At 52.2% G+C, this 19,381-nt stretch carries 16 protein-coding genes; 2 read left to right on the top strand and 14 right to left on the bottom strand.

The features are described 5' to 3' along the window. The first annotated feature begins 24 nt into the window (after nt 1-24). On the top strand, nt 25-1,884 hold the full coding sequence (gene dxs / locus EIZ48_RS18470) for a 1-deoxy-D-xylulose-5-phosphate synthase (RefSeq protein WP_160654506.1): 1,860 nt from the start codon (nt 25-27) through the stop codon (nt 1,882-1,884). 78 nt (nt 1,885-1,962) lie between these two features. Here dxs and EIZ48_RS18465 read toward each other — a convergent pair whose 3' ends face one another. The 10 genes from EIZ48_RS18465 to glyA all read right to left on the bottom strand — a co-directional run bounded on the left by EIZ48_RS18465 (nt 1,963) and on the right by glyA (nt 11,924). Beyond that, nucleotides 1,963-4,095, bottom strand: a complete 2,133-nt coding sequence (locus tag EIZ48_RS18465; protein ID WP_160654503.1) for a hypothetical protein — start codon at nt 4,093-4,095, stop codon at nt 1,963-1,965. Between the two features lie 143 nt (nt 4,096-4,238). After that, nucleotides 4,239-4,724, bottom strand: a complete 486-nt coding sequence (gene pgpA / locus EIZ48_RS18460) for a phosphatidylglycerophosphatase A (RefSeq protein WP_160654501.1) — start codon at nt 4,722-4,724, stop codon at nt 4,239-4,241. Between the two features lie 3 nt (nt 4,725-4,727). After that, a complete protein-coding gene (thiL, locus tag EIZ48_RS18455) occupies nt 4,728-5,702 on the bottom strand; it encodes a thiamine-phosphate kinase (RefSeq protein ID WP_160654498.1) in 975 nt (324 codons plus the stop codon). A 64-nt stretch (nt 5,703-5,766) separates the two neighbouring features. Then, entirely contained in the window at nt 5,767-6,234 is a 468-nt protein-coding gene (gene nusB / locus EIZ48_RS18450; RefSeq protein WP_160654495.1) for a transcription antitermination factor NusB, read from the bottom strand. Beyond that, the gene (ribH, locus tag EIZ48_RS18445) at nt 6,234-6,704 is read right to left on the bottom strand and encodes a 6,7-dimethyl-8-ribityllumazine synthase (protein ID WP_160654492.1); all 471 of its coding nucleotides are present in this window, start codon (nt 6,702-6,704) and stop codon (nt 6,234-6,236) included. Before ribH ends, nusB begins: the two co-directional genes overlap by 1 nt. A 231-nt stretch (nt 6,705-6,935) precedes the next feature. Then, nucleotides 6,936-8,039, bottom strand: a complete 1,104-nt coding sequence (gene ribBA / locus EIZ48_RS18440) for a bifunctional 3,4-dihydroxy-2-butanone-4-phosphate synthase/GTP cyclohydrolase II (protein WP_160654489.1) — start codon at nt 8,037-8,039, stop codon at nt 6,936-6,938. 23 nt (nt 8,040-8,062) lie between these two features. Further along, complete coding sequence (locus EIZ48_RS18435) at nt 8,063-8,719, bottom strand: riboflavin synthase (RefSeq protein WP_160654486.1); 657 nt, start codon at nt 8,717-8,719, stop codon at nt 8,063-8,065. A gap of 25 nt (nt 8,720-8,744) precedes the next feature. Further along, nucleotides 8,745-9,869 (bottom strand): bifunctional diaminohydroxyphosphoribosylaminopyrimidine deaminase/5-amino-6-(5-phosphoribosylamino)uracil reductase RibD, encoded by a 1,125-nt coding sequence (ribD, locus tag EIZ48_RS18430; protein WP_160654483.1) that lies wholly within the window; start codon nt 9,867-9,869, stop codon nt 8,745-8,747. 56 nt (nt 9,870-9,925) lie between these two features. Continuing rightward, nucleotides 9,926-10,375, bottom strand: coding sequence for a transcriptional regulator NrdR (gene nrdR, locus EIZ48_RS18425; protein ID WP_075763701.1), 450 nt, complete (start codon nt 10,373-10,375; stop codon nt 9,926-9,928). 298 nt (nt 10,376-10,673) lie between these two features. Next, nucleotides 10,674-11,924, bottom strand: a complete 1,251-nt coding sequence (gene glyA, locus EIZ48_RS18420; protein WP_160654480.1) for a serine hydroxymethyltransferase — start codon at nt 11,922-11,924, stop codon at nt 10,674-10,676. 453 nt (nt 11,925-12,377) lie between these two features. Between glyA and EIZ48_RS18415 the strand changes: the two genes are divergently transcribed. Further along, nucleotides 12,378-12,995: a YitT family protein gene (locus EIZ48_RS18415; protein ID WP_160654476.1), complete on the top strand. Its 618-nt coding sequence runs from the start codon at nt 12,378-12,380 to the stop codon at nt 12,993-12,995. Between the two features lie 275 nt (nt 12,996-13,270). Here the strand turns inward: EIZ48_RS18415 and glnB are convergent, their stop codons facing one another. From glnB to purL, 4 genes are all read right to left on the bottom strand, one after another. After that, entirely contained in the window at nt 13,271-13,609 is a 339-nt protein-coding gene (gene glnB, locus EIZ48_RS18410; protein WP_075763695.1) for a nitrogen regulatory protein P-II, read from the bottom strand. Between the two features lie 114 nt (nt 13,610-13,723). After that, nucleotides 13,724-14,179 (bottom strand): hypothetical protein, encoded by a 456-nt coding sequence (locus EIZ48_RS18405; protein ID WP_240153016.1) that lies wholly within the window; start codon nt 14,177-14,179, stop codon nt 13,724-13,726. Between the two features lie 134 nt (nt 14,180-14,313). Then, the gene (locus EIZ48_RS18400; RefSeq protein ID WP_160654473.1) at nt 14,314-14,991 is read right to left on the bottom strand and encodes an HAD family hydrolase; all 678 of its coding nucleotides are present in this window, start codon (nt 14,989-14,991) and stop codon (nt 14,314-14,316) included. 197 nt (nt 14,992-15,188) lie between these two features. Further along, nucleotides 15,189-19,094 (bottom strand): phosphoribosylformylglycinamidine synthase, encoded by a 3,906-nt coding sequence (gene purL / locus EIZ48_RS18395; protein ID WP_160654470.1) that lies wholly within the window; start codon nt 19,092-19,094, stop codon nt 15,189-15,191. Nucleotides 19,095-19,381: the final 287 nt, after the last annotated feature.

Raw genomic sequence — 19,381 nt, 5'->3', positions numbered from 1 at the left:
AAACAGTAAAAGCGCCGAAATGTTATGACACTGGATATTTCAAAATACCCTCATCTGGCTCTGGCAAACACTCCAGATGAACTTCGCTTGTTGCCAGTCGACAGCCTACCTGCTGTCTGCGACGAGCTACGTACCTACTTACTGAAGTCAGTAAGCCAAAGCAGCGGTCACTTTGCCTCCGGCCTTGGTGCCGTCGAGCTGACGGTTGCCCTGCACTATGTCTACAATACACCGTTCGATCACCTCATCTGGGACGTCGGTCACCAGGCATACCCACATAAAATTCTTACCGGCCGCCGCGAGGCGATGTCGACGATCCGTCAGAAAGACGGGATCCACCCCTTCCCATGGCGTGAAGAGAGCGAATATGACGTTCTTTCCGTCGGCCACTCCTCGACTTCGATCAGTGCCGGATTGGGGATGGCGATTGCCGCGGAAAAAGAAGGCCTCGGCCGAAAAGTGGTCAGCGTGATCGGCGACGGTGCAATCACCGCCGGGATGGCATTTGAAGCGATGAACCATGCCGGTGATGTTCACTCGGACATGCTAGTGATCCTGAACGACAACGAGATGTCGATTTCGGAAAACGTCGGTGCCATGAATAACCACCTTGCCCGCCTGTTATCCGGTAGCCTCTATACCACCATTCGTGAAGGCGGCAAGAAAGTGCTGTCTGGTGCGCCGCCGATCAAGGAACTGGTCAAACGCGCCGAGGAACACATTAAAGGCATGGTTGTTCCCGGTACTATGTTCGAGGAACTGGGTTTTAATTATATCGGCCCTGTCGATGGCCATGACGTTGACGAGCTGGTCAATACCCTGAAGAACATGCGCAACCTCAAAGGACCGCAGTTCCTTCATATAATGACCAAGAAAGGTAAGGGCTATGCCCCGGCCGAAGCGGATCCGATTAACTATCACGCCGTACCTAAATTTGATCTGACCCAGAACCCGATTCCGAAAACCAAAAGCCAGCCAACGTTCTCCAATATCTTTGGCGACTGGCTGTGCGATATGGCCGAGCAGGACAGCAAGCTAATGGCCATTACCCCGGCCATGCGTGAAGGCTCTGGCATGGTTCGGTTCTCGAAAACGTTCCCCGAGCAGTACTTTGATGTTGCCATTGCCGAGCAACATGCCGTTACTCTGGCAACAGGCATGGCTATCGGTGGCTACCACCCGGTTGTTGCCATCTATTCGACCTTCTTGCAGCGCGGCTATGATCAGCTGATCCACGATATCGCGATCATGGATTTACCGGTGATGTTTGCCATTGACCGTGGCGGTCTGGTCGGTGCCGACGGGCAGACGCACCAAGGCTCGTTTGATCTGAGCTTCATGCGCTGTATCCCCAATATGGTGATCATGGCGCCAAGTGACGAAAACGAATGTCGCCAGATGCTCTATACCGGCCACCAGCACCAGGGGCCGAGTGCGGTACGCTACCCGCGCGGCAGCGGTACCGGCATCGTGCCGAATCGTAAAATGAACGCTCTGGAGATAGGGAAAGGGATTGTTCGCCGTCAGGGTGAGAAGATCGCTATCCTCAATTTCGGAACCACCCTGAGCTATGCGCTCGAAGCAGCTGAAAACCTTAACGCGACCGTGGCCGATATGCGTTTCGTCAAGCCTCTTGACGAAGCATTGATCCTGGAGCTGGCGGCGACCCACGACACCTTGATCACCGTCGAGGAAAATGCCATTGCCGGTGGTGCCGGTAGCGGTGTGAACGAGTTTCTGATGAAGCAAAAAGTGCTCAAGCCGGTACTGAATATCGGCCTGCCGGATCGCTTTATCGAGCAAGGCACTCAGGCGGAACTCCATGCCCTACTTGAAATTGATGGCCCAGGCATTGAGAAGCAAATCAAAGCCTACCTTGATTAGTAACGAGAAACTAGCAATCTAAGCCCTGCAAGCAAAAAACCGGACCCGGCGCCTTTTCCTGGCACCCGGGTCCATATTCTAGAAGCTATCCCCAGCCACCGTCACATTGGGCCAGGGAACCTTTTTCAGTACCGCCCCCTCGTAACCTCCCAGCTCGATATAGCGCAGAGGCTCCCCCAGCGAACCGTCATAATTTATCCGCTGATATTCTCCCGGCAGGGATATCCGCATGGGTTTGGCCAGCAAAAAGCCTTTCTGGTTTCTTTCCTTAACAGCCCGGTAAACAACCAAGCCTTCGCTGTAACGGCGTGCAATCACGCCTTCCCGGGGAAAATCGCCAAACCAGCCCGAGCGGTAAAGCCAGAACCAGTTTGCCGGTTTCAGCGCAATATCCGATATCATCGATGCCGATGTTTTTGCCTTGTCGCCCTTGTTTTCCCAGATCACCGCCTTGTGCCCTTTAGGGATATTAACTGGCCGGCCGATATCAATTTCCAACATCCCCGTCGGCTGGTAAACCCAGTTTTTGGGTACCCCCTGGCGGTACCAGTTACGCAACGTCGTATTGCCGCTGCCATAAAAATAAGTTTGGTTCCAGCTATGGAAGAAGGTATAGCCGGGCAGGTTAAAAAAGTAGTATTGGGCCAGCCCGGTTTCTATATCCCGCTGCCAGGCAAGATCAGAAGAGGGGGCCAGCTCGCTGCGTCCCCCTTTCACCGACGCCATGATGACACTCTTATCACCAGCCTTGGCCAACGCAAAAGTCTCCCAGGCACGCTGCATCCTCTGCAAGCCCATCGCCGGGGTGAGGTAGTGCTCCCGCAACCAGAGATCAATGACATCCCGCAACTGCACCGGCCATACCGAATAATGCCAGAGGTTGATCTCCGAGATATTCGCAGCCAGCCAGGTGGTTTGCGTTTTCTTTTTCACCTGAAGCAAGAAATCAGCCAGTTGCTTGGCATACTCTGTTGCCGCGTCTGTCGTTCCTGCCTTAAGCGGCAGTTCACTGAGCAGCCCGCCCTCGAGGACACTGAACTGATTGCTGTCGAGCAGCTTGGCCATATCATCATTGTATGCCCCGCTTAGCCCCTGCCGCTGCCAGTCATGACGGTACCAGTTGGCATGCACGTCATTAAAAGCATCGTTGACAAAACTTACTCGGTACCAGCAGGTACCCGGCCACATATTGCTGGCCGGTATCAGGCGAGCCTGATGCCTGAACCGGGCACTGGCCTTGGTATTGGGACGTTCACTAAACTCGGTAGCACTCACATACCCGTCACCGTCCTGATCATTGGCACTATCCCAGCCGGGGATCCGCAACTGCTTGGCATCGAGCTGCAGCCAAGGTTTTATACGTAGTGCACTGAGCCGAGCCTCTTCCGGCCAGGCGAGCTTAACCATCCATGTCTTTAGGCCGTTATCCAAGCCAATATTTCCGCTGTTGAGTTTACGTTGCTGGTAATACGGCCATGCACTGTGCCAGAGGTCTTTATGCTCAAGATAGCCAGTCAGTATTTTTTTCCCTTGAGAGCTTCCTCCTTGGGAGCCAGACAACGGCCCGGAAACGATATCTGGATCGGACTGGGACCAGTCAACCTTAGTCTTTTTCCAGACTGCCACATTTCCCTTCTCATCGGTCAGATTGCGTTTTAACAAAGGCGAGCCGTCAGCAACAAGCTCAAGGGCATCAAACGGGTAGGAAGAGAAGAGGATCACCTCGTCGCCCGGCTGAAGAGTCAGCGGCAAACGCGCAGTAGAGAACTGATTATTACGAACCAGCAGCAAGTGATAGGGCTGGCCTTTGAGCAGATAATCCAAGCCGGAGCTCGGCTTATCTGCCGCTAGCAGGGTATCTTCGGCAAAATGCATGAAACCGTCTTCCATGTCAATCCCGGCCAGTGCAGCCTGTTTACTTAACCATGCCGACTGTTTTCCCGGCCGACAGTCCAGCTTCTGGCTATAGATATACCCCATCGCAACGGTCTGGCGGTTAACACCAACATCCTGCATACCGCCAAAAATAATATCCGCATGGCTTGCCTCCCAGTCCTTCACGTCCTGCGCCGTGTTGAAGAACGATGTAGCCAATGGCTCATCCCAGCTTCCCGGCAACACCCAGGCCACCCCTGTCGAGGGATAAACCTGCGCATTAGCCTGATAGGCCAACAATAACCCTGCAACTAACCCCAACCCGCGCCACGGCATAGCTCACCACTTAATTGTTCTGAAAACCTTAATAAAGCCTAGACGAACAATTTTTAGCGGGTTGATTTAAAGCCGGTTTATATACAAAAAAGCCGCGCTATTGCGCGGCTCATCATTTCCGTTTATCAGGCTACAGGCTTGCTCTACCAGCCCATCCAGTAACCCACTCCCCACAGGGCGATCATTGCCATAAAGCCTGCCAGGATATCATCTACCATGATCCCCAAACCGCCATGGACATGTTTATCCAACCAGCTGATCGGCCACGGTTTGACCATATCAAAGAAACGGAACAGGACAAAACCTGTCAGTACCCATTCCCAGCTCGCTACCGGGGCTACCGCCATGGTGATCCAAAAACCGACAAACTCATCCCAGACGATGCTGCCGTGGTCGTGAACCCCCATATCATCCGAGGTTTTCTGACAAATAATAATGCCGACCAGCGCCGCGACAACCGTGATAACCAGATAAGCCGCAAAAGGGAGCTTAACCATCAATAGATAAAAAGGGATGGCCGCCACAGTGCCCATGGTTCCCGGTATGATTGGTGACAAGCCACTACCGAACCCCGTTGCCAGCAAATGCCAAGGGTTTGTCAGGTTGATATTCTCTTTAGGATTTCCCACTTACTACTCCGCAAAATGATCATAGCCATGCAACTGCCAGTCAAGCGGCTGATCAGCCCTGATCAGCGTGATCCCCCGGCCCGGGCGCAACTGACCGATACAGCTCGCCTTGACGCCACAGTGTGCCAGAGTCGTATCGATTGCTCCACGGTTCTGCTCGGGAACCGTAAAGCAGAGCTCGTATTCTTCGCCACTGCCCAGCGCCAGCTGCAGGGCCTTGTCCCTGTCAGGCTCAAACAAACACAGCTCCGGCGACAGCGGCAGTTTATCAACATCGATGCTGGCTGCCAGCCCGGAACGCTTCAGTATGTGGCCGAGATCAGAAATCAATCCGTCAGAAATATCCAAGGCTGCCGAAGCTATCCCGCGCAGTGCCTGTCCGGCCAAAATCCGGGGTTGCGCCTTGTAATGACGCTCAAGCAAGGTCTTTTGTAGCTGCGGATCACTCACCGTCTTCTCGCCAAGCAGCAAGGCAAGCCCGGCGGCGCTATCCCCCAAATTACCGGTGACATAGACCCAGTCACCTGAGCTTGCCCCACTGCGGGTGAGGGCTTTCCCCTTGGGAACAAAGCCATGCACGGTAATCGTAATGCTCAGCGGCCCTTTGGTGGTATCGCCACCCACCAGCTGAACATTGTAATAGTCAGCCAGTGCAAAAAAGCCCTGGCAAAACTGACGTAGCCAACTTTCATCCGGAGAAGGCAAGGTCATTGCCAGTGACACCCAGGCCGGCATTGCCCCCATGGCTGCCAGATCACTCAGGTTCGAGGCCAAAGCCTTATGGGCCACCAGCGCCGGGTCAGCATCAGCCAAAAAGTGAGTACCTGCTACCAGCGAGTCTGTGCTGACGGCAAGCTGGCTGCCGTCCGGCACCTCCAGCAGGGCACAATCATCACCGATGGACAAGGCGACATCACGGCGGTTTACATTCTGGTGCTCAAAATACCGAGCAATAAGGTCAAATTCGTTACTAGCCATACTGTTTTTCAAATTAAAGACAGAAAAAAGGCCAGCTAAGCTGGCCCTCTAGAATCGTATTCGATTACTTCTTGCGAAGTGTCGGTGCCGCTTTATCCAGCACACCGTTTACAAACTTGTGGCTGTCTTCCGCACCGAAGGCCTTGGCCAGTTCGATAGCTTCGTTGATCACCACTTTGTATGGTACATCATCACGCTTGGTCATTTCGTACATAGCAAGACGAAGTAACGCAAGTTCCATCTGATCCAGGTCCTGTAGCGGACGAGACAGGTACGGACGCATTTTGCTGTCCAGTTCCTGATGGTTCAGAACCACACCTGTTAACAGGTCACGGAAGTAAGCAACGTCAGTATGCGGTGCTGCCAGCTCAGGCGCTTCAGCCTGGTGCTCTTCTTCTTCAAATTTATCGCCAGAAAGGAAGTGTTGCTCAATATCGGCAACATTGCCCTTAGTGATCTGCCAAGAATAAATAGCTTGGATAGCAAAGTGACGTGCATTTCGACGTGCGGCTGGTTTCACAGTAACCCCCATTAGGATTCGATTTGGGACAGGACATTAACCATTTCAAGCGCGCTTAGTGCAGCCTCTGCCCCTTTATTACCAGCCTTGGTACCGGCACGCTCAATGGCTTGTTCGATTGAATCTACAGTCAGAACACCGAACGCTACCGGAGTATTAAACTCAAGAGCGATCTGCGCCAGACCTTTATTACACTCACCGGCAACATAATCAAAGTGTGGCGTACCGCCACGGATCACAGAGCCTAGCGCCACGATTGCATCGTAACGATCGCTCTTGGCAACCTGCTGGGCAACCAGTGGAAGCTCGTATGCACCAGGGCAACGAACAACAGTGATATTTTCATCGCTTACCTGACCTTGACGTTTCAGTGCGTCCAACGCACCTGAAAGCAGGCTTTCGTTGATAAAGCTGTTGAAGCGTGCGATTACGATAGCAACTTTTGCATTTGGTGCCGCGATGGCGCCTTCAATTACCTTCATGGGCCTTCCTGTGACTATGTCTTTCCGGTTTGAGAAACCGCGGGAGTCTATCACACTTTAAAAGTTATACCAATTGACATCTCACCGGCTCAGGGTGAATAAATAATCGGTCATAGCAGGTGATAAGCGCGTATTTCTCACCGGTATTATCAAAATAACCTCCTGGGCCGCAGCTAAGCAGCAACAGGAGAAAGAAAAAACAGGCCAGTCGATACCGGCCCGCCTACTGATTTACTCGCAGATATACTCAACGACTTCCAGGCCAAAGCCTGACAGCGAATGGTAACGCTGGGTAGAAGACGACAGCAGTCGCATTTTCGACACCCCCAGATCAGATAGGATCTGAGAGCCCACCCCCACCTGACGAGACTGATCTTTCGGATTCAGCTTCACCACCGGTTTGCCCTCTTCCTGTGCGGCCAGCTGTTTCAGCTTGGTGATCACCGCTTCTTGTGGCTCGTGCTTGCTCAGTACTACCAGCACACCACCTTCGTCAGCAATACGCTTCATGGCTGCAGGCAAAGTCCACTGCGACGCGCCCGAGTGAAGAATATCTTTGAACGTATCTTGCAGGTGAACACGAACCAATGTCGATGACTCGGGGGCCACATCCCCCTTACGCAGTGCATAATGAACTTCATTGTCGATCGTATCACGGTAGGTGATCATGTCGAACTCGCCAAACTCTGTCGGCAGTCGGCATTCCGCCACACGTTCAATCGTCGTTTCGTTGTTGTTACGGTATTCGATAAGATCAGCAATGGTACCCAGTTTCAGGCCATGTTTTTCGGCAAACACTTCCAAGTCAGGGCGACGAGCCATCGTGCCGTCTTCATTGAGGATCTCGACAATCACGCTGGATGGCTCCAGACCCGCCAGGCGGGCAACATCACAACCGGCTTCAGTATGGCCGGCGCGTGCAAGCACACCGCCTTCCTGAGCCATTAACGGAAAGATGTGTCCCGGCATAACAATATCGGCCGCAGTGGCATCCTCTGCCACCGCCGCCTGAACGGTACGGGCACGGTCTGCCGCGGAGATCCCGGTGGTCACTCCCTCGGCCGCCTCAATCGATACCGTAAAATTGGTACTGAACTGCTCGGTATTATCCTGCACCATCAGCGGCAGGTTAAGCTGCTTGCAGCGCGTCTGGGTCAAGGTCAGGCAAATCAGGCCCCGGCCGTTGGTCGCCATAAAGTTCACCGCTTCGGGCGTGATTTTCTCCGATGCCATGATCAGATCACCTTCATTTTCGCGATCTTCATCATCCATGAGGATAACCATCTTACCCAGGCGGATATCTTCGATTATTTCTTTTGCACTGCTTAACGCCATAACAATACCCTTATCCTAATGCTCTATCCTAAGAACCCAGTTTTTGCCAGTAGGTCCATGGTAACTTCCGACTTTTTATCTGCGGCTTTCTCACCTAGCATCAAACGCTCTAGGTAGCGGGCAATCACATCAACCTCCAGGTTGACTTTGCGCCCCGCTTTAAAAGATTCCATTGTCGTTTCCGCCGCGGTATGCGGCACAATTGTCAGCTTGAACTCATTGCCACGGATCGCGTTGACGGTCAGGCTGATACCATCGACAGATACCGAGCCTTTCTCCGAAATATATTTAGCCAGATGCTCAGGGGCACTGACCCAAAACTCTATCGCTCGTCCGGTATGGGTACGCTCGATAATTTCAGCGACATCGTCAACATGTCCGGAAACCATATGGCCGCCGAAACGGGTCGTCGGCAACATCGCTTTTTCCAGGTTGGCCCTCTGTCCCGCCTTGTAGTTGGCAAAAGCAGTACGCTGGAGAGTTTCCAAAGAGAGATCGGCAACATAACCGCTACCGGTCAGCTCAACGACGGTCAGGCATACCCCGTTGGTTGCAATACTGTCACCCAATTTAACATCGGATAGATCGAGCTTGCCGGCATCGACCGTGACAGAAATATCCGCACCTTTCGGTGTCAGGGCCGTAATCGTACCTACAGCTTCGATAATGCCAGTAAACATGAATTAAAATTCCTTGAATTGCTCGTTAAACGTGTTTGACTCGGGCAGTGATCCGGATATCCGGCCCGACCATCCGAACATCACTGATAGCCAGCTCAGGGACCTGAGACATTGCCGTCAGCCCCTGCAAATCAACCAGCCCGCGGCTGTCACTTCCCATCAGTTTAGGTGCCTGGTAAATAATCAGCTCGTCAACCAGCTCCGCCGACAGCAATGCGCCGGCAAGCCCGGCACCGGCCTCAACCCAGATGTGATTGATATCCTGCTCAGACAGTGCCTTCATCAGCGCTGGCAAATCGAGCGGACCTCCGGCTTCGGTTGCCGGTACCAGTAACTGCTCAACAGCCTGTGGCCACGCCTCATTGCCTTGTTCACAACGCGCCAAAATCGTTTTGCCCGGCAGGTGAACCAGTTTATGGGCCGGCGATACCCGGTTCTGGCTGTCAATCACCACCCTGCAAGGCTGGCGTACAGCCGCCTGCGGATAGTCACGCTGTACCTCTTTACCCAGCTCGTCCCAGCGAATATTTAGCGAAGGGTCATCGGCCAGTACGGTCGCACTGGTTGAAAGAATTGCACCGGCCCTGGCACGAAAGCGCTGTACGTCCGCACGGGCAGCCGCCCCCGTGATCCACTTGCTCTGGCCATTCGATAATGCCGTGCGGCCATCAAGGCTCGATGCCAACTTCAGTTGCACATACGGCATCCCGGTTTTCATTCGCTTGATAAAACCGGGGTTCAGTGCCTGGGCATCAGCTTCAAGCAGACCGGTCTGGACTTCGATTCCGGCCACCTGCAACATCTCGATACCGCGCCCTGCTACTTGCGGGTTAGGATCAACCATCGCGCACACAACCCGTGATACCTTGGCCTTAACCAGCGCTTCGGCACAAGGCGGTGTGCGTCCATAGTGAGAACAAGGCTCAAGCGTGACATAGGCAGTGGCTCCCCGGGCCTTATCGCCCGCAGCACGCAGCGCAAACACTTCGGCATGCGGCTGACCAGCCTGGTAATGGTAACCTTCCCCGACAATACTATCGCCGTGGGCTATCACACAACCAACACTTGGGTTCGGAGCTGTTGTAAAACGGCCACGTTTTGCCAACTCAATGGCACGCAGCATCATGGCATGATCTATGGGTGAGAACATCTGGCTTTGCATTCATTTGAAGGCGTTAGCTGGCAGGTAACTGCCGCTAACGCCGCTTACTTCTCTAACTTGGCGATTTCTTCGCCAAATTCACGAATATCTTCAAAACTACGGTACACAGAGGCAAACCGGATATAGGCAACCTTATCCAGCTCTTTAAGCGCTTCCATCACCAAGTTTCCTATCATCTCTGACGGTACTTCACGCTCGCCCGTCGCACGAAGACGAGACTTGATCGTATTGATGGCACGTTCGATGTCATCAGCACTCACCGGTCGTTTTTCCAGCGCGCGCTGGATCCCGCCACGAAGCTTGTCTTCGTTGAACGGGTCACGGTTACCGTTGGTCTTAATCACCCGAGGCATGACTAACTCAGCGGTTTCAAACGTCGTGTAGCGCTCATTACAAGCCAGACACTGACGGCGACGACGGACTTGATGGCCGTCTGCAACCAGACGGGAATCGATTACTTTGGTGTCATTTGCACCACAAAAAGGACAATGCATCTTGCCTCCTAAAATTCGTCGACTCAGTGTAACTCATTTCAATCGGTTATTGAGAATATAAGAATGGTTTTTCTTATTATTCTGGCTTACCAAAGCAAAACGGCACCTTAAGCAGGTGCCGTTTTATCAGATTCAAAGTACTAGCTTCAAACTACATTTCGTATCTGCCACTTAATCATATAGTACCTCAGCTCGACGCTATTTCGTTCAAGAGCAAAAAGGAAGCGCGCAGTTTATAAGTATAAATGAGCACTTCCGATGCTGGTATTGGACTAAATAGCAAAGAGGTGAGGCGCTATTAAGCGTAAACAGGTAGACGCTTACAAATCTCCAGTACCTTCGCCTTGGTCGCTTCAATCACTTCTGGCTTGTCAATGTTGTCCAGAACATCACAGATCCAGCCAGCAAGCTGTTTAGCTTCATCTGCCGAGAAACCACGACGGGTAATAGCAGGTGTACCCAGACGGATACCCGAAGTTACAAACGGGCTACGAGGATCGTTAGGTACACTGTTCTTGTTTACTGTGATGTTAGCTTCACCCAGTGCCGCATCGGCCTCTTTACCTGTGATGCCCTTGTCAATCAGATCAACCAGGAACAGGTGGTTTTCGGTACCGCCTGAAACGATCTTGTAGCCACGCTCGGTAAACTCGGCAACCATCGCTTTGGCATTTTCAACCACACGTGCCTGATAGGCTTTGAACTCAGGTTCCATTGCTTCTTTGAAGGCAACCGCTTTAGCGGCAATCACGTGCATCAGAGGACCACCCTGGCCACCAGGGAATACCGCTGAGTTCAGCTTCTTGTAAAGCTCTTCGCCTTCGCTTGACAGGATCAGGCCACCGCGAGGGCCAGCCAGTGTCTTGTGCGTTGTAGTAGTGACGACGTGAGCATGAGGAACAGGGTTCGGGTAAACACCAGCAGCAATCAGGCCGGCAACGTGCGCCATATCAACAAAGAAGTACGCGCCAACTTTGTCGGCAATTTCACGCATGCGTTTCCAGTCAACAATCTGAGAGTAGGCAGAGAAGCCACCGATGATCATCTTCGGCTTGTGCTCCAGGGCTAAGGCTTCCATCTCTTCGTAGTCAATCTGACCACTTTCATCAATGCCGTAAGGAATGATGTTGTATAGCTTGCCCGAGAAGTTTACCGGAGAGCCGTGAGTCAGGTGACCACCGTGTGCCAGGCTCATACCCAATACCGTATCACCAGCATTCAGCAGTGCCATGTAAACCGCGTTGTTGGCCTGTGAGCCAGAGTGCGGCTGAACGTTCGCATATTCTGCGCCGAATAGCTGACAGGCGCGCTCGATGGCGAGCTGCTCAGCTTTGTCGACATACTCACAACCGCCATAATAACGCTTGCCTGGATAACCTTCGGCGTATTTATTCGTCAGCTGAGAACCTTGCGCTTCCATTACACGTGGGCTGGTGTAGTTTTCAGAGGCAATTAACTCGATGTGCTCTTCCTGACGCGCAGTTTCTTCCTGAATGGCTGCAAAAAGTTCTGCGTCATAATCGGCAATATTCATGTCGCGTTTTAGCATCTGTATCTCCTGACTCAGATTGTTCTCATACAAATTGACAGAAGTACCTGAAAAATTCAGATCCTTGTGTGAATCGGTGGTAATCATAAATCTTCGGTGCAATTCGAAAAACACAAACCTAGGCCCCGCCTAGACGCAAACGTTTTCGTCGCACCTGTATATAATTCGCCATCTTACAGAATTTGATCTAAATCAGATAGTCCTCGAGGCACTTTTTCTTAGTCGTTCTGCATGTTTATTTTCGATGGCTGCATGAATTTTTTTCATCTTGATGAATCAATCACCATTACAATTCATGCTAATTGCATCATATTACAAGTAAACATGAAAATTAATATTTTACGATCGCGTAAAACATTTCTTACAGCCATGTTCTGACTGTTTGCGGCAACAATTTCGTTTTCCCCGGGTTCCCCCTTATTATTGCGCGCTTCTGATATAAGGAGTGTACATTTGAGCGGTTATCATCATTCACTGAAAGAAAACATTATTGCTATTCTGACCGGTACGTTCATCGTTTCCCAGGGTGTTTTCTTTCTCCAGCAGGCTGACTTACTAACAGGCGGCACAACGGGACTGGCACTCCTCCTTAGCCAGTTTGTCGACCTTTCTTTCGGCCAGCTGTATTTCCTGTTAAATACACCATTCTATCTCATGGCCTGGTTTAGAATGGGCAAGAGCTTTGCCATCACCAGTATCATTTCTGGCGGCTTAGTCTCGGTGATCACTGATAACCTTCACCATGTCCTTGAGATCAGTCGACTTGAACCACTCTACTGCGCAGCAATCGGCGGCCTGCTTATGGGACTGGGCATGCTGATCCTGTTTCGTCACCAGACCAGTCTTGGCGGCTTTAATGTACTGGTGCTGTTTTTACAGGAAAAATTTGGTCTGTCAGCAGGCAAATTGCAAATGGGGATTGATACCTGCATCCTGGTCGCTTCTTTTTTCCTGGTCAGTCCAATGGTCTTGGTCCTGTCCGTACTCGGTGCTGTCCTGCTGAACCTGGTGCTGGCCATGAACCACAAGCCGGGGCGCTACAGTGGTCAGGCGCTCACCAGCTGTAACTAACACAATCGACTATTCATGAAAAAGGCTTGCCATCCGGCAAGCCTTTTTTGTTCTCTACATAACGCCCTGATGCAGTTATCGAGCATTACGCTACTGGTAAAATCTCTTTAGCAAAGCTGTTTCATTCTGTAGCAAAGAGGAAGTACTCAGGATAGTAATTTGCATTAGTGCGAAGGAATTTCGCTCAAGAACAAAAAAGGGGCGCGGAGTTTATACGCATAAATGAGCACCCCTGATGCAGTTATTGAGCGAAATAACGAAGCAATAATACAAATTTAGATGGCGTCTTCGTCTTCCTCGCCTGTGCGGATACGCACCACGCGCTCAACATCGAACATGAAGATTTTACCGTCACCGATCTTACCTGTCTGCGCGGTCTCGATGATGGTATCAATGCATTGCTCGGCAACGTCGTCTGCGACTACGATTTCCAGCTTCACTTTCGGCAGGAAATCGACCATGTATTCTGCTCCGCGGTATAGCTCGGTGTGACCCTTCTGGCGGCCGAAGCCTTTCACTTCCGATACTGTCATCCCTGTGATGCCCACTTCTGCCAGGGCTTCACGAACATCATCAAGCTTAAACGGCTTAATAACGGCTTCAATTTTTTTCATCTTTCATCGTCCTTTGCTGAGCAGAGGTCGCTGGTGCTTGCACCAACTGCCTGATTAGTCTTGGAGGTATTATCACAGATCTGAGTCAGTAAGCTCAATGTGTAGTTGTGCGATTCAATGCTTTTCAGTGGGCAATATGACATTGGAGTCCATCATTCTGAGCAGCAGGAAAACGGCATAGACAAGCACACTGCTATTTATAGCAATGACCATCAAACTACGGTATTCGGGTTCTATCAGCAAGGGGAGATAGGGGATCAGGCTGAAACCGAAGAACATCGTGGCTGCCGGAATAAAGAAATACAGCGGGATAAAGCCCCATTTATAGCCACGCAGCAAGCCTGCTATGGCAAACAGACCGGAGAGCAGCACCAGCATGGCGATGATACTTGGTACTATGCCTACTTGCTTAATACTGAAGATTACCGCAAAGGTATCAAAGTAACGGAGCAAACAGATAATCACGAGCACTGCCAGCCCCTGGGCGGCACTTACTTTTCCATTCGTTTTAGGGTCTTCCATTCCCTTCTCTCTTCCATGATGTTGTAGTACCAGGAGCCATCTGTTCATAATAGCCGCATAGTTTATGTGGTATTGATGTTTAGCTCAACCCGAACAATAGCTCTCCAGGCACTTGAATTTTATTTTGACTACTGTTTTTTTAGACATTCCGTGCCTGAAAAGTTCAGTAGCTGTCAACTTTGTCAGTGTTGTATGTTAACCAAGTCCACAAATCCGGCCATAGAACGCACCACGCGGGTATGGACCTTTTCCCTCAGTCCGCGGCGATTGAGCCAGACTGTTTTCATCCCCACCTCCTGAGCCGCCTGTGCATCATTCAACGGGTGGTTGCCGATATACCAGCATTCATCGGCACTCTTGTCGGCAAACTTAAGCGCCGCCTGAAAGATGCGCGGATCGGGCTTGGCTGCACCGGCCTGTTCGGAGGTCATCATAAAACTAAAATAGTCAGCGATATGGGTCTCGACAAGTTTGGTTTGCTGCTGCCTGCTCAGGCCATTTGAGATCACGGCCAGGGGAGATACCTCGCGCAGCTGCTCCAGTGCCGGTTTGACGTCAGGAAACAGCCGCCAATGCTGGCGATAAATTGCGTAAAACTCGGCAAACAGCTGATCCGCTTCCGCCACCGTTAACGGCCGTTCAAACAACTCGCTAATCCGGGCCCGTCGCTGTCCTTCAAAGGTAAGCTCTCCGGCACGCCAGCGTGCCCGATGCCGATCGGTGATCTCACGCCAAATATCCTCCGGTTTGCCCTCAAAGGGGACGACGTCAGCACGATAACGGGCAACAAAGCTTCGGATTGCATCCTGTTCGGCACCGTCGTGATCAAGCAAGGTATTATCAAGATCAAAAAAAATCATACACCCTCCTGTGAACACCCTACCCTCAGCTTAATCACACTTTATCCACAAAGGCGAGTAAATTCAGCGAAAAAGGTTAGCCAATACAAACTTTACTACTGACATGTCTAATGTTTAGGCAACCTCGGAACGAAAACCTGAAAATAAAAAACCGCTCCGAAGAGCGGTTTTCAGTTCTCACAGAGTTTAGACTGCGATTAGCCGATATTGACACGGGCATTACGGAACATGCGCATCCACGGACTGTTCTCGTTCCAGTCATCCGGGTGCCAGGAGTTTGCTACGGTACGGAATACACGCTCAGGGTGCGGCATCATGATCGTAACGCGACCATCCTGAGTCGTCAGGCCCGTGATCCCGTTCGGGGAACCATTCGGGTTAGCCGGATAGTTCTGGGTCACGTTGCCATAATTGTCCAGATAACGCAGCGCCACAGTGCCCGATTGCTCAAGTGCGTTCAGGTGCTCGCCATTTCGCACTTCGACCCGTCCTTCACCGTGCGATACCGCAATCGGCATCCGAGAGCCAGCCATGCCATTGAAGAACAGAGAATCACTCTGCTGGACTTCTACCAGGCTAAAGCGTGCTTCGAAGCGTTCTGACTCATTGCGGACAAAACGAGGCCACAAGTCGGCGCCCGGGATCAAGTCACGCAAATTCGACATCATCTGACAACCGTTACAGACACCAAGAGCAAACGTATCATTACGATGGAAGAAACTCTCGAACTGCTCACGTGCCATGTTGTTGAACAGCACAGACTTCGCCCAGCCCTCACCCGCTCCCAGTACGTCACCGTAGGAGAAGCCGCCACAGGCAACCAGGCCATTAAAGCCATCTAGCTTGACATTGCCCGACAGGATATCGCTCATGTGAACATCCTTGGCATCAAAACCAGCCCGGTCGAATGCCGCCGCCATTTCAACATGGGAGTTAACCCCCTGCTCACGCAGGATAGCCATCTGTGGCTTGGCACCTGTCGAGATAAACGGCGCTGCAACATCTTCATTGATATCGAAGCTCAGCTTGGTCGTCAGGCCAGGATCCTGGCAGTCCTTCTTGGCGTCGAACTCCTGCAGGGCACCAGCCGGGTTATCACGCATCGCCTGCATCTGGTAGGTTGTTTCTGCCCAGATAGTACGCAGTTCAGTACGGCTTTGCTCCAGGACGCGATCGTTACCGTTCCAGATACGGACAACATCTTCGTCAACCACAGTACCAATCACATGACTGCAGGCCTCAAGGCCATTCGCCGCCAGTACAGACTGCACGGCATCAAGATCATCGGTACGGATCTGAAGCACAGCACCGAGCTCTTCGTTAAACAGCGCAGCAAGCACATCGTCGCACTCGTCGGCATCGGTTGTATTAATATCGACTTCAACACCGGTATGACCGGCAAATGCCATCTCGGCCAATGTGACATACAAACCACCATCACCACGGTCATGATAGGCCAGCACTTTTTCATCACGGACCAAAGCCTGTACGGCAATAAAGAAGCCTTTCAGCAGCTCAGGGCTATCGACATCAGCCGGTTTGTCACCCAGTTGCTTGTAAACCTGCGCCAGCGCCGTCGCGCCCAGGCGATTCTTGCCGCAACCCAAATCAACCAGCAAGAGTGTCGACTCGCCTTTATCGGTACGCAGCTGAGGCGTTACAGTCTTACGGACATCTTCAACCCGGCCGAAGGCGGTAATGATCAGAGACAGCGGCGAAGTCACTTCTTTCTGCTCGCCGTTCTCTTCCCACTTGGTCTTCATCGACATCGAATCTTTGCCGACAGGAATGGTCAGGCCAAGGGCCGGACACAGCTCTTCACCCACAGCTTTAACGGCTTCGTATAGACCCGCATCTTCGCCCGGGTGACCGGCAGGCGACATCCAGTTGGCTGACAGGTTAATCCGCTTCATGTCACCGATATCGGCACTGGCAATATTGGTGATCGCCTCACCGACAGCCAGTCGAGCCGACGCACCGAAGTCAAGAAGCGCGACAGGGGTACGCTCACCCATCGACATCGCCTCGCCATGGTAAGTGTCATAGCTGGCAGCCGTAACGGCACAGTTTGCTACCGGCACCTGCCAAGGACCCACCATCTGATCGCGAGCCACCAGGCCGGTTACCGTGCGGTCACCGATGGTGATCAGGAACGTTTTCTCGGCAACCACCGGCAGACGCAGAACACGGTGAGTCGCGTCTTCTAACTCGATCCCTGCACGGTCAATGGCTTGGCCTTGCGCTTTCTGGGTTTTCACATCACGATGCATTTTCGGCGGCTTACCGAGCAAAATATCCATCGGCATATCAATCGGCGTATTGTCGAAATGACTATCTTCGAGTGTCAGATGACGCTCTTCGGTCGCTTCGCCCACCACGGCATAAGGTGCACGCTCGCGCTGACAAATGGCGTCAAACACAGCCATATTCTCAGGCGCAACGGCCATAACATAACGCTCTTGTGACTCGTTACACCAGATCTCCAGCGGGCTCATGCCCGGTTCATCATTTGGTACATCACGCAGCTGGAATTTGCCGCCGCGCTCGCCATCATCCACCAGCTCCGGCAGGGCATTAGAGATACCGCCGGCACCCACATCGTGGATAAAGGCAATCGGGTTGGCTTCGCCCATCTGCCAGCAGCGATCGATCACTTCCTGACAACGGCGCTCCATTTCCGGGTTCTCACGCTGCACCGAGGCAAAATCCAGATCTTCTGCCGACTGACCTGATGCCATCGATGATGCCGCCCCGCCACCCAGGCCGATATTCATCGCCGGGCCGCCCAGCACAATGAGCTTGGCCCCTACCGGGATTTCTTTCTTCTGCACATGTTCGTCACGGATATTACCCATACCACCGGCAATCATGATCGGCTTATGGTAACCACGGATCTCCTCGCCATTGTGCGAGTCCACCTTCTCTTCATAGGTACGGAAGTAGCCCAGCAGGTTCGGACGACCGAACTCATTGTTGAATGCCGCGCCGCCCAACGGGCCTTCCAGCATGATATCCAGGGCATTGACGATTCGGCCCGGCTTGCCAAAATCCGTTTCCCATGGCTGCTCGAAACCTGGAACACGAAGGTTAGAAACGGTAAAGCCGACCAGGCCTGCTTTTGGCTTGCCACCAATACCGGTTGCGCCTTCGTCACGGATTTCACCGCCGGACCCGGTTGAAGCGCCCGGCCAAGGCGAAATCGCCGTTGGGTGGTTGTGGGTTTCCACTTTCATCAGGATATGTGCCGCTTCCTGATGGTAGTTATATTGACGCGAGTCCGGGTTCGGGAAGAAACGGCCGACATGGGAGCCTTCCATCACCGCAGCATTGTCTTTATAGGCAGACAGCACATAGTCGTGGTTCTGCTCGTAGGTGTTCTTGATCATCTTGAACAGTGACTTTTCCTGATCAACACCGTCGATCGTCCAGTCAGCATTAAAGATTTTATGGCGACAGTGCTCCGAGTTGGCCTGGGCAAACATCATTAGCTCGATGTCATTCGGGTTGCGGCCCAGCTTGGTGAAGTTCTCAACCAGATAATCAATCTCATCCTCGGCCAGTGCCAGACCAAGGCTAACATTGGCCTCTTCGAGTGCCTTGCGGCCACCGGCCAGGATATCGACACTTTGTACCGGCGCAGGCTCCGCCTGCTTGAATAGCGCACTGGCCGCTTCCATCTCGGTGAAAACCACTTCCATCATACGGTCGTGGATCAGGCTCTTCAGCTCCGCAAGCTGAGCCTCGGTCAGAGCCGTGGTTGTTTCAACATAATAAGCCGTACCACGTTCCAGACGTTTAATCGTCTCCAGTGCACAGTTGTGGGCAATATCCGTTGATTTTGAAGACCATGGAGAGATAGTTCCAGGACGAGGGGTAACCAGTAGCAAGGTGCCTGTCGGCTCGTGCTCTGCAATCGTTGGACCGTAGGTTAGCAGGCTTTCCAGCTTGCTTTGCTCATCAGCATTCAGGGGAGCAGATACATCAGCGAAATGCATAAACTCGGCGTAAATGCCTGACACAGGCAGATCTAACTCGCGGCAACGCTCTAATAGCTTGTTAACGCGAAACTCAGACAGTGCGGGTGAACCACGCAAAATTTCCATGTGCGTACGTCTCTCGATTAGCAGTTGAATGAAGGTGATATTGGCCTAACACCCAGCTCAATCACTGGGCTAATTACGTCAATGCCACCTTTTTCACCGAATTGACCCGAGGCGAGTAACTCACGATGGAGCGTAGTATAAGGGAATTTTTTTTGTGACGTAACACCTGACGCAACCGTTTGCGTGTTTTTTTTTCATTCAGGTGTAAATCAAGGGGAAGAAAGCCAACTTTTGCTCAAGGAAGTCGCCGGGAGGGCGATACTTTCCAAGATAGCAACGCAAAACCA

Origin of the sequence: Photobacterium alginatilyticum (genome assembly GCF_009910675.1) — a bacterium.
GTDB lineage: Bacteria > Pseudomonadota > Gammaproteobacteria > Enterobacterales > Vibrionaceae > Photobacterium > Photobacterium alginatilyticum.
Note: the sequence above shows the minus strand (reverse complement) of the source record. Positions and strands in the feature narration are given on the sequence as shown.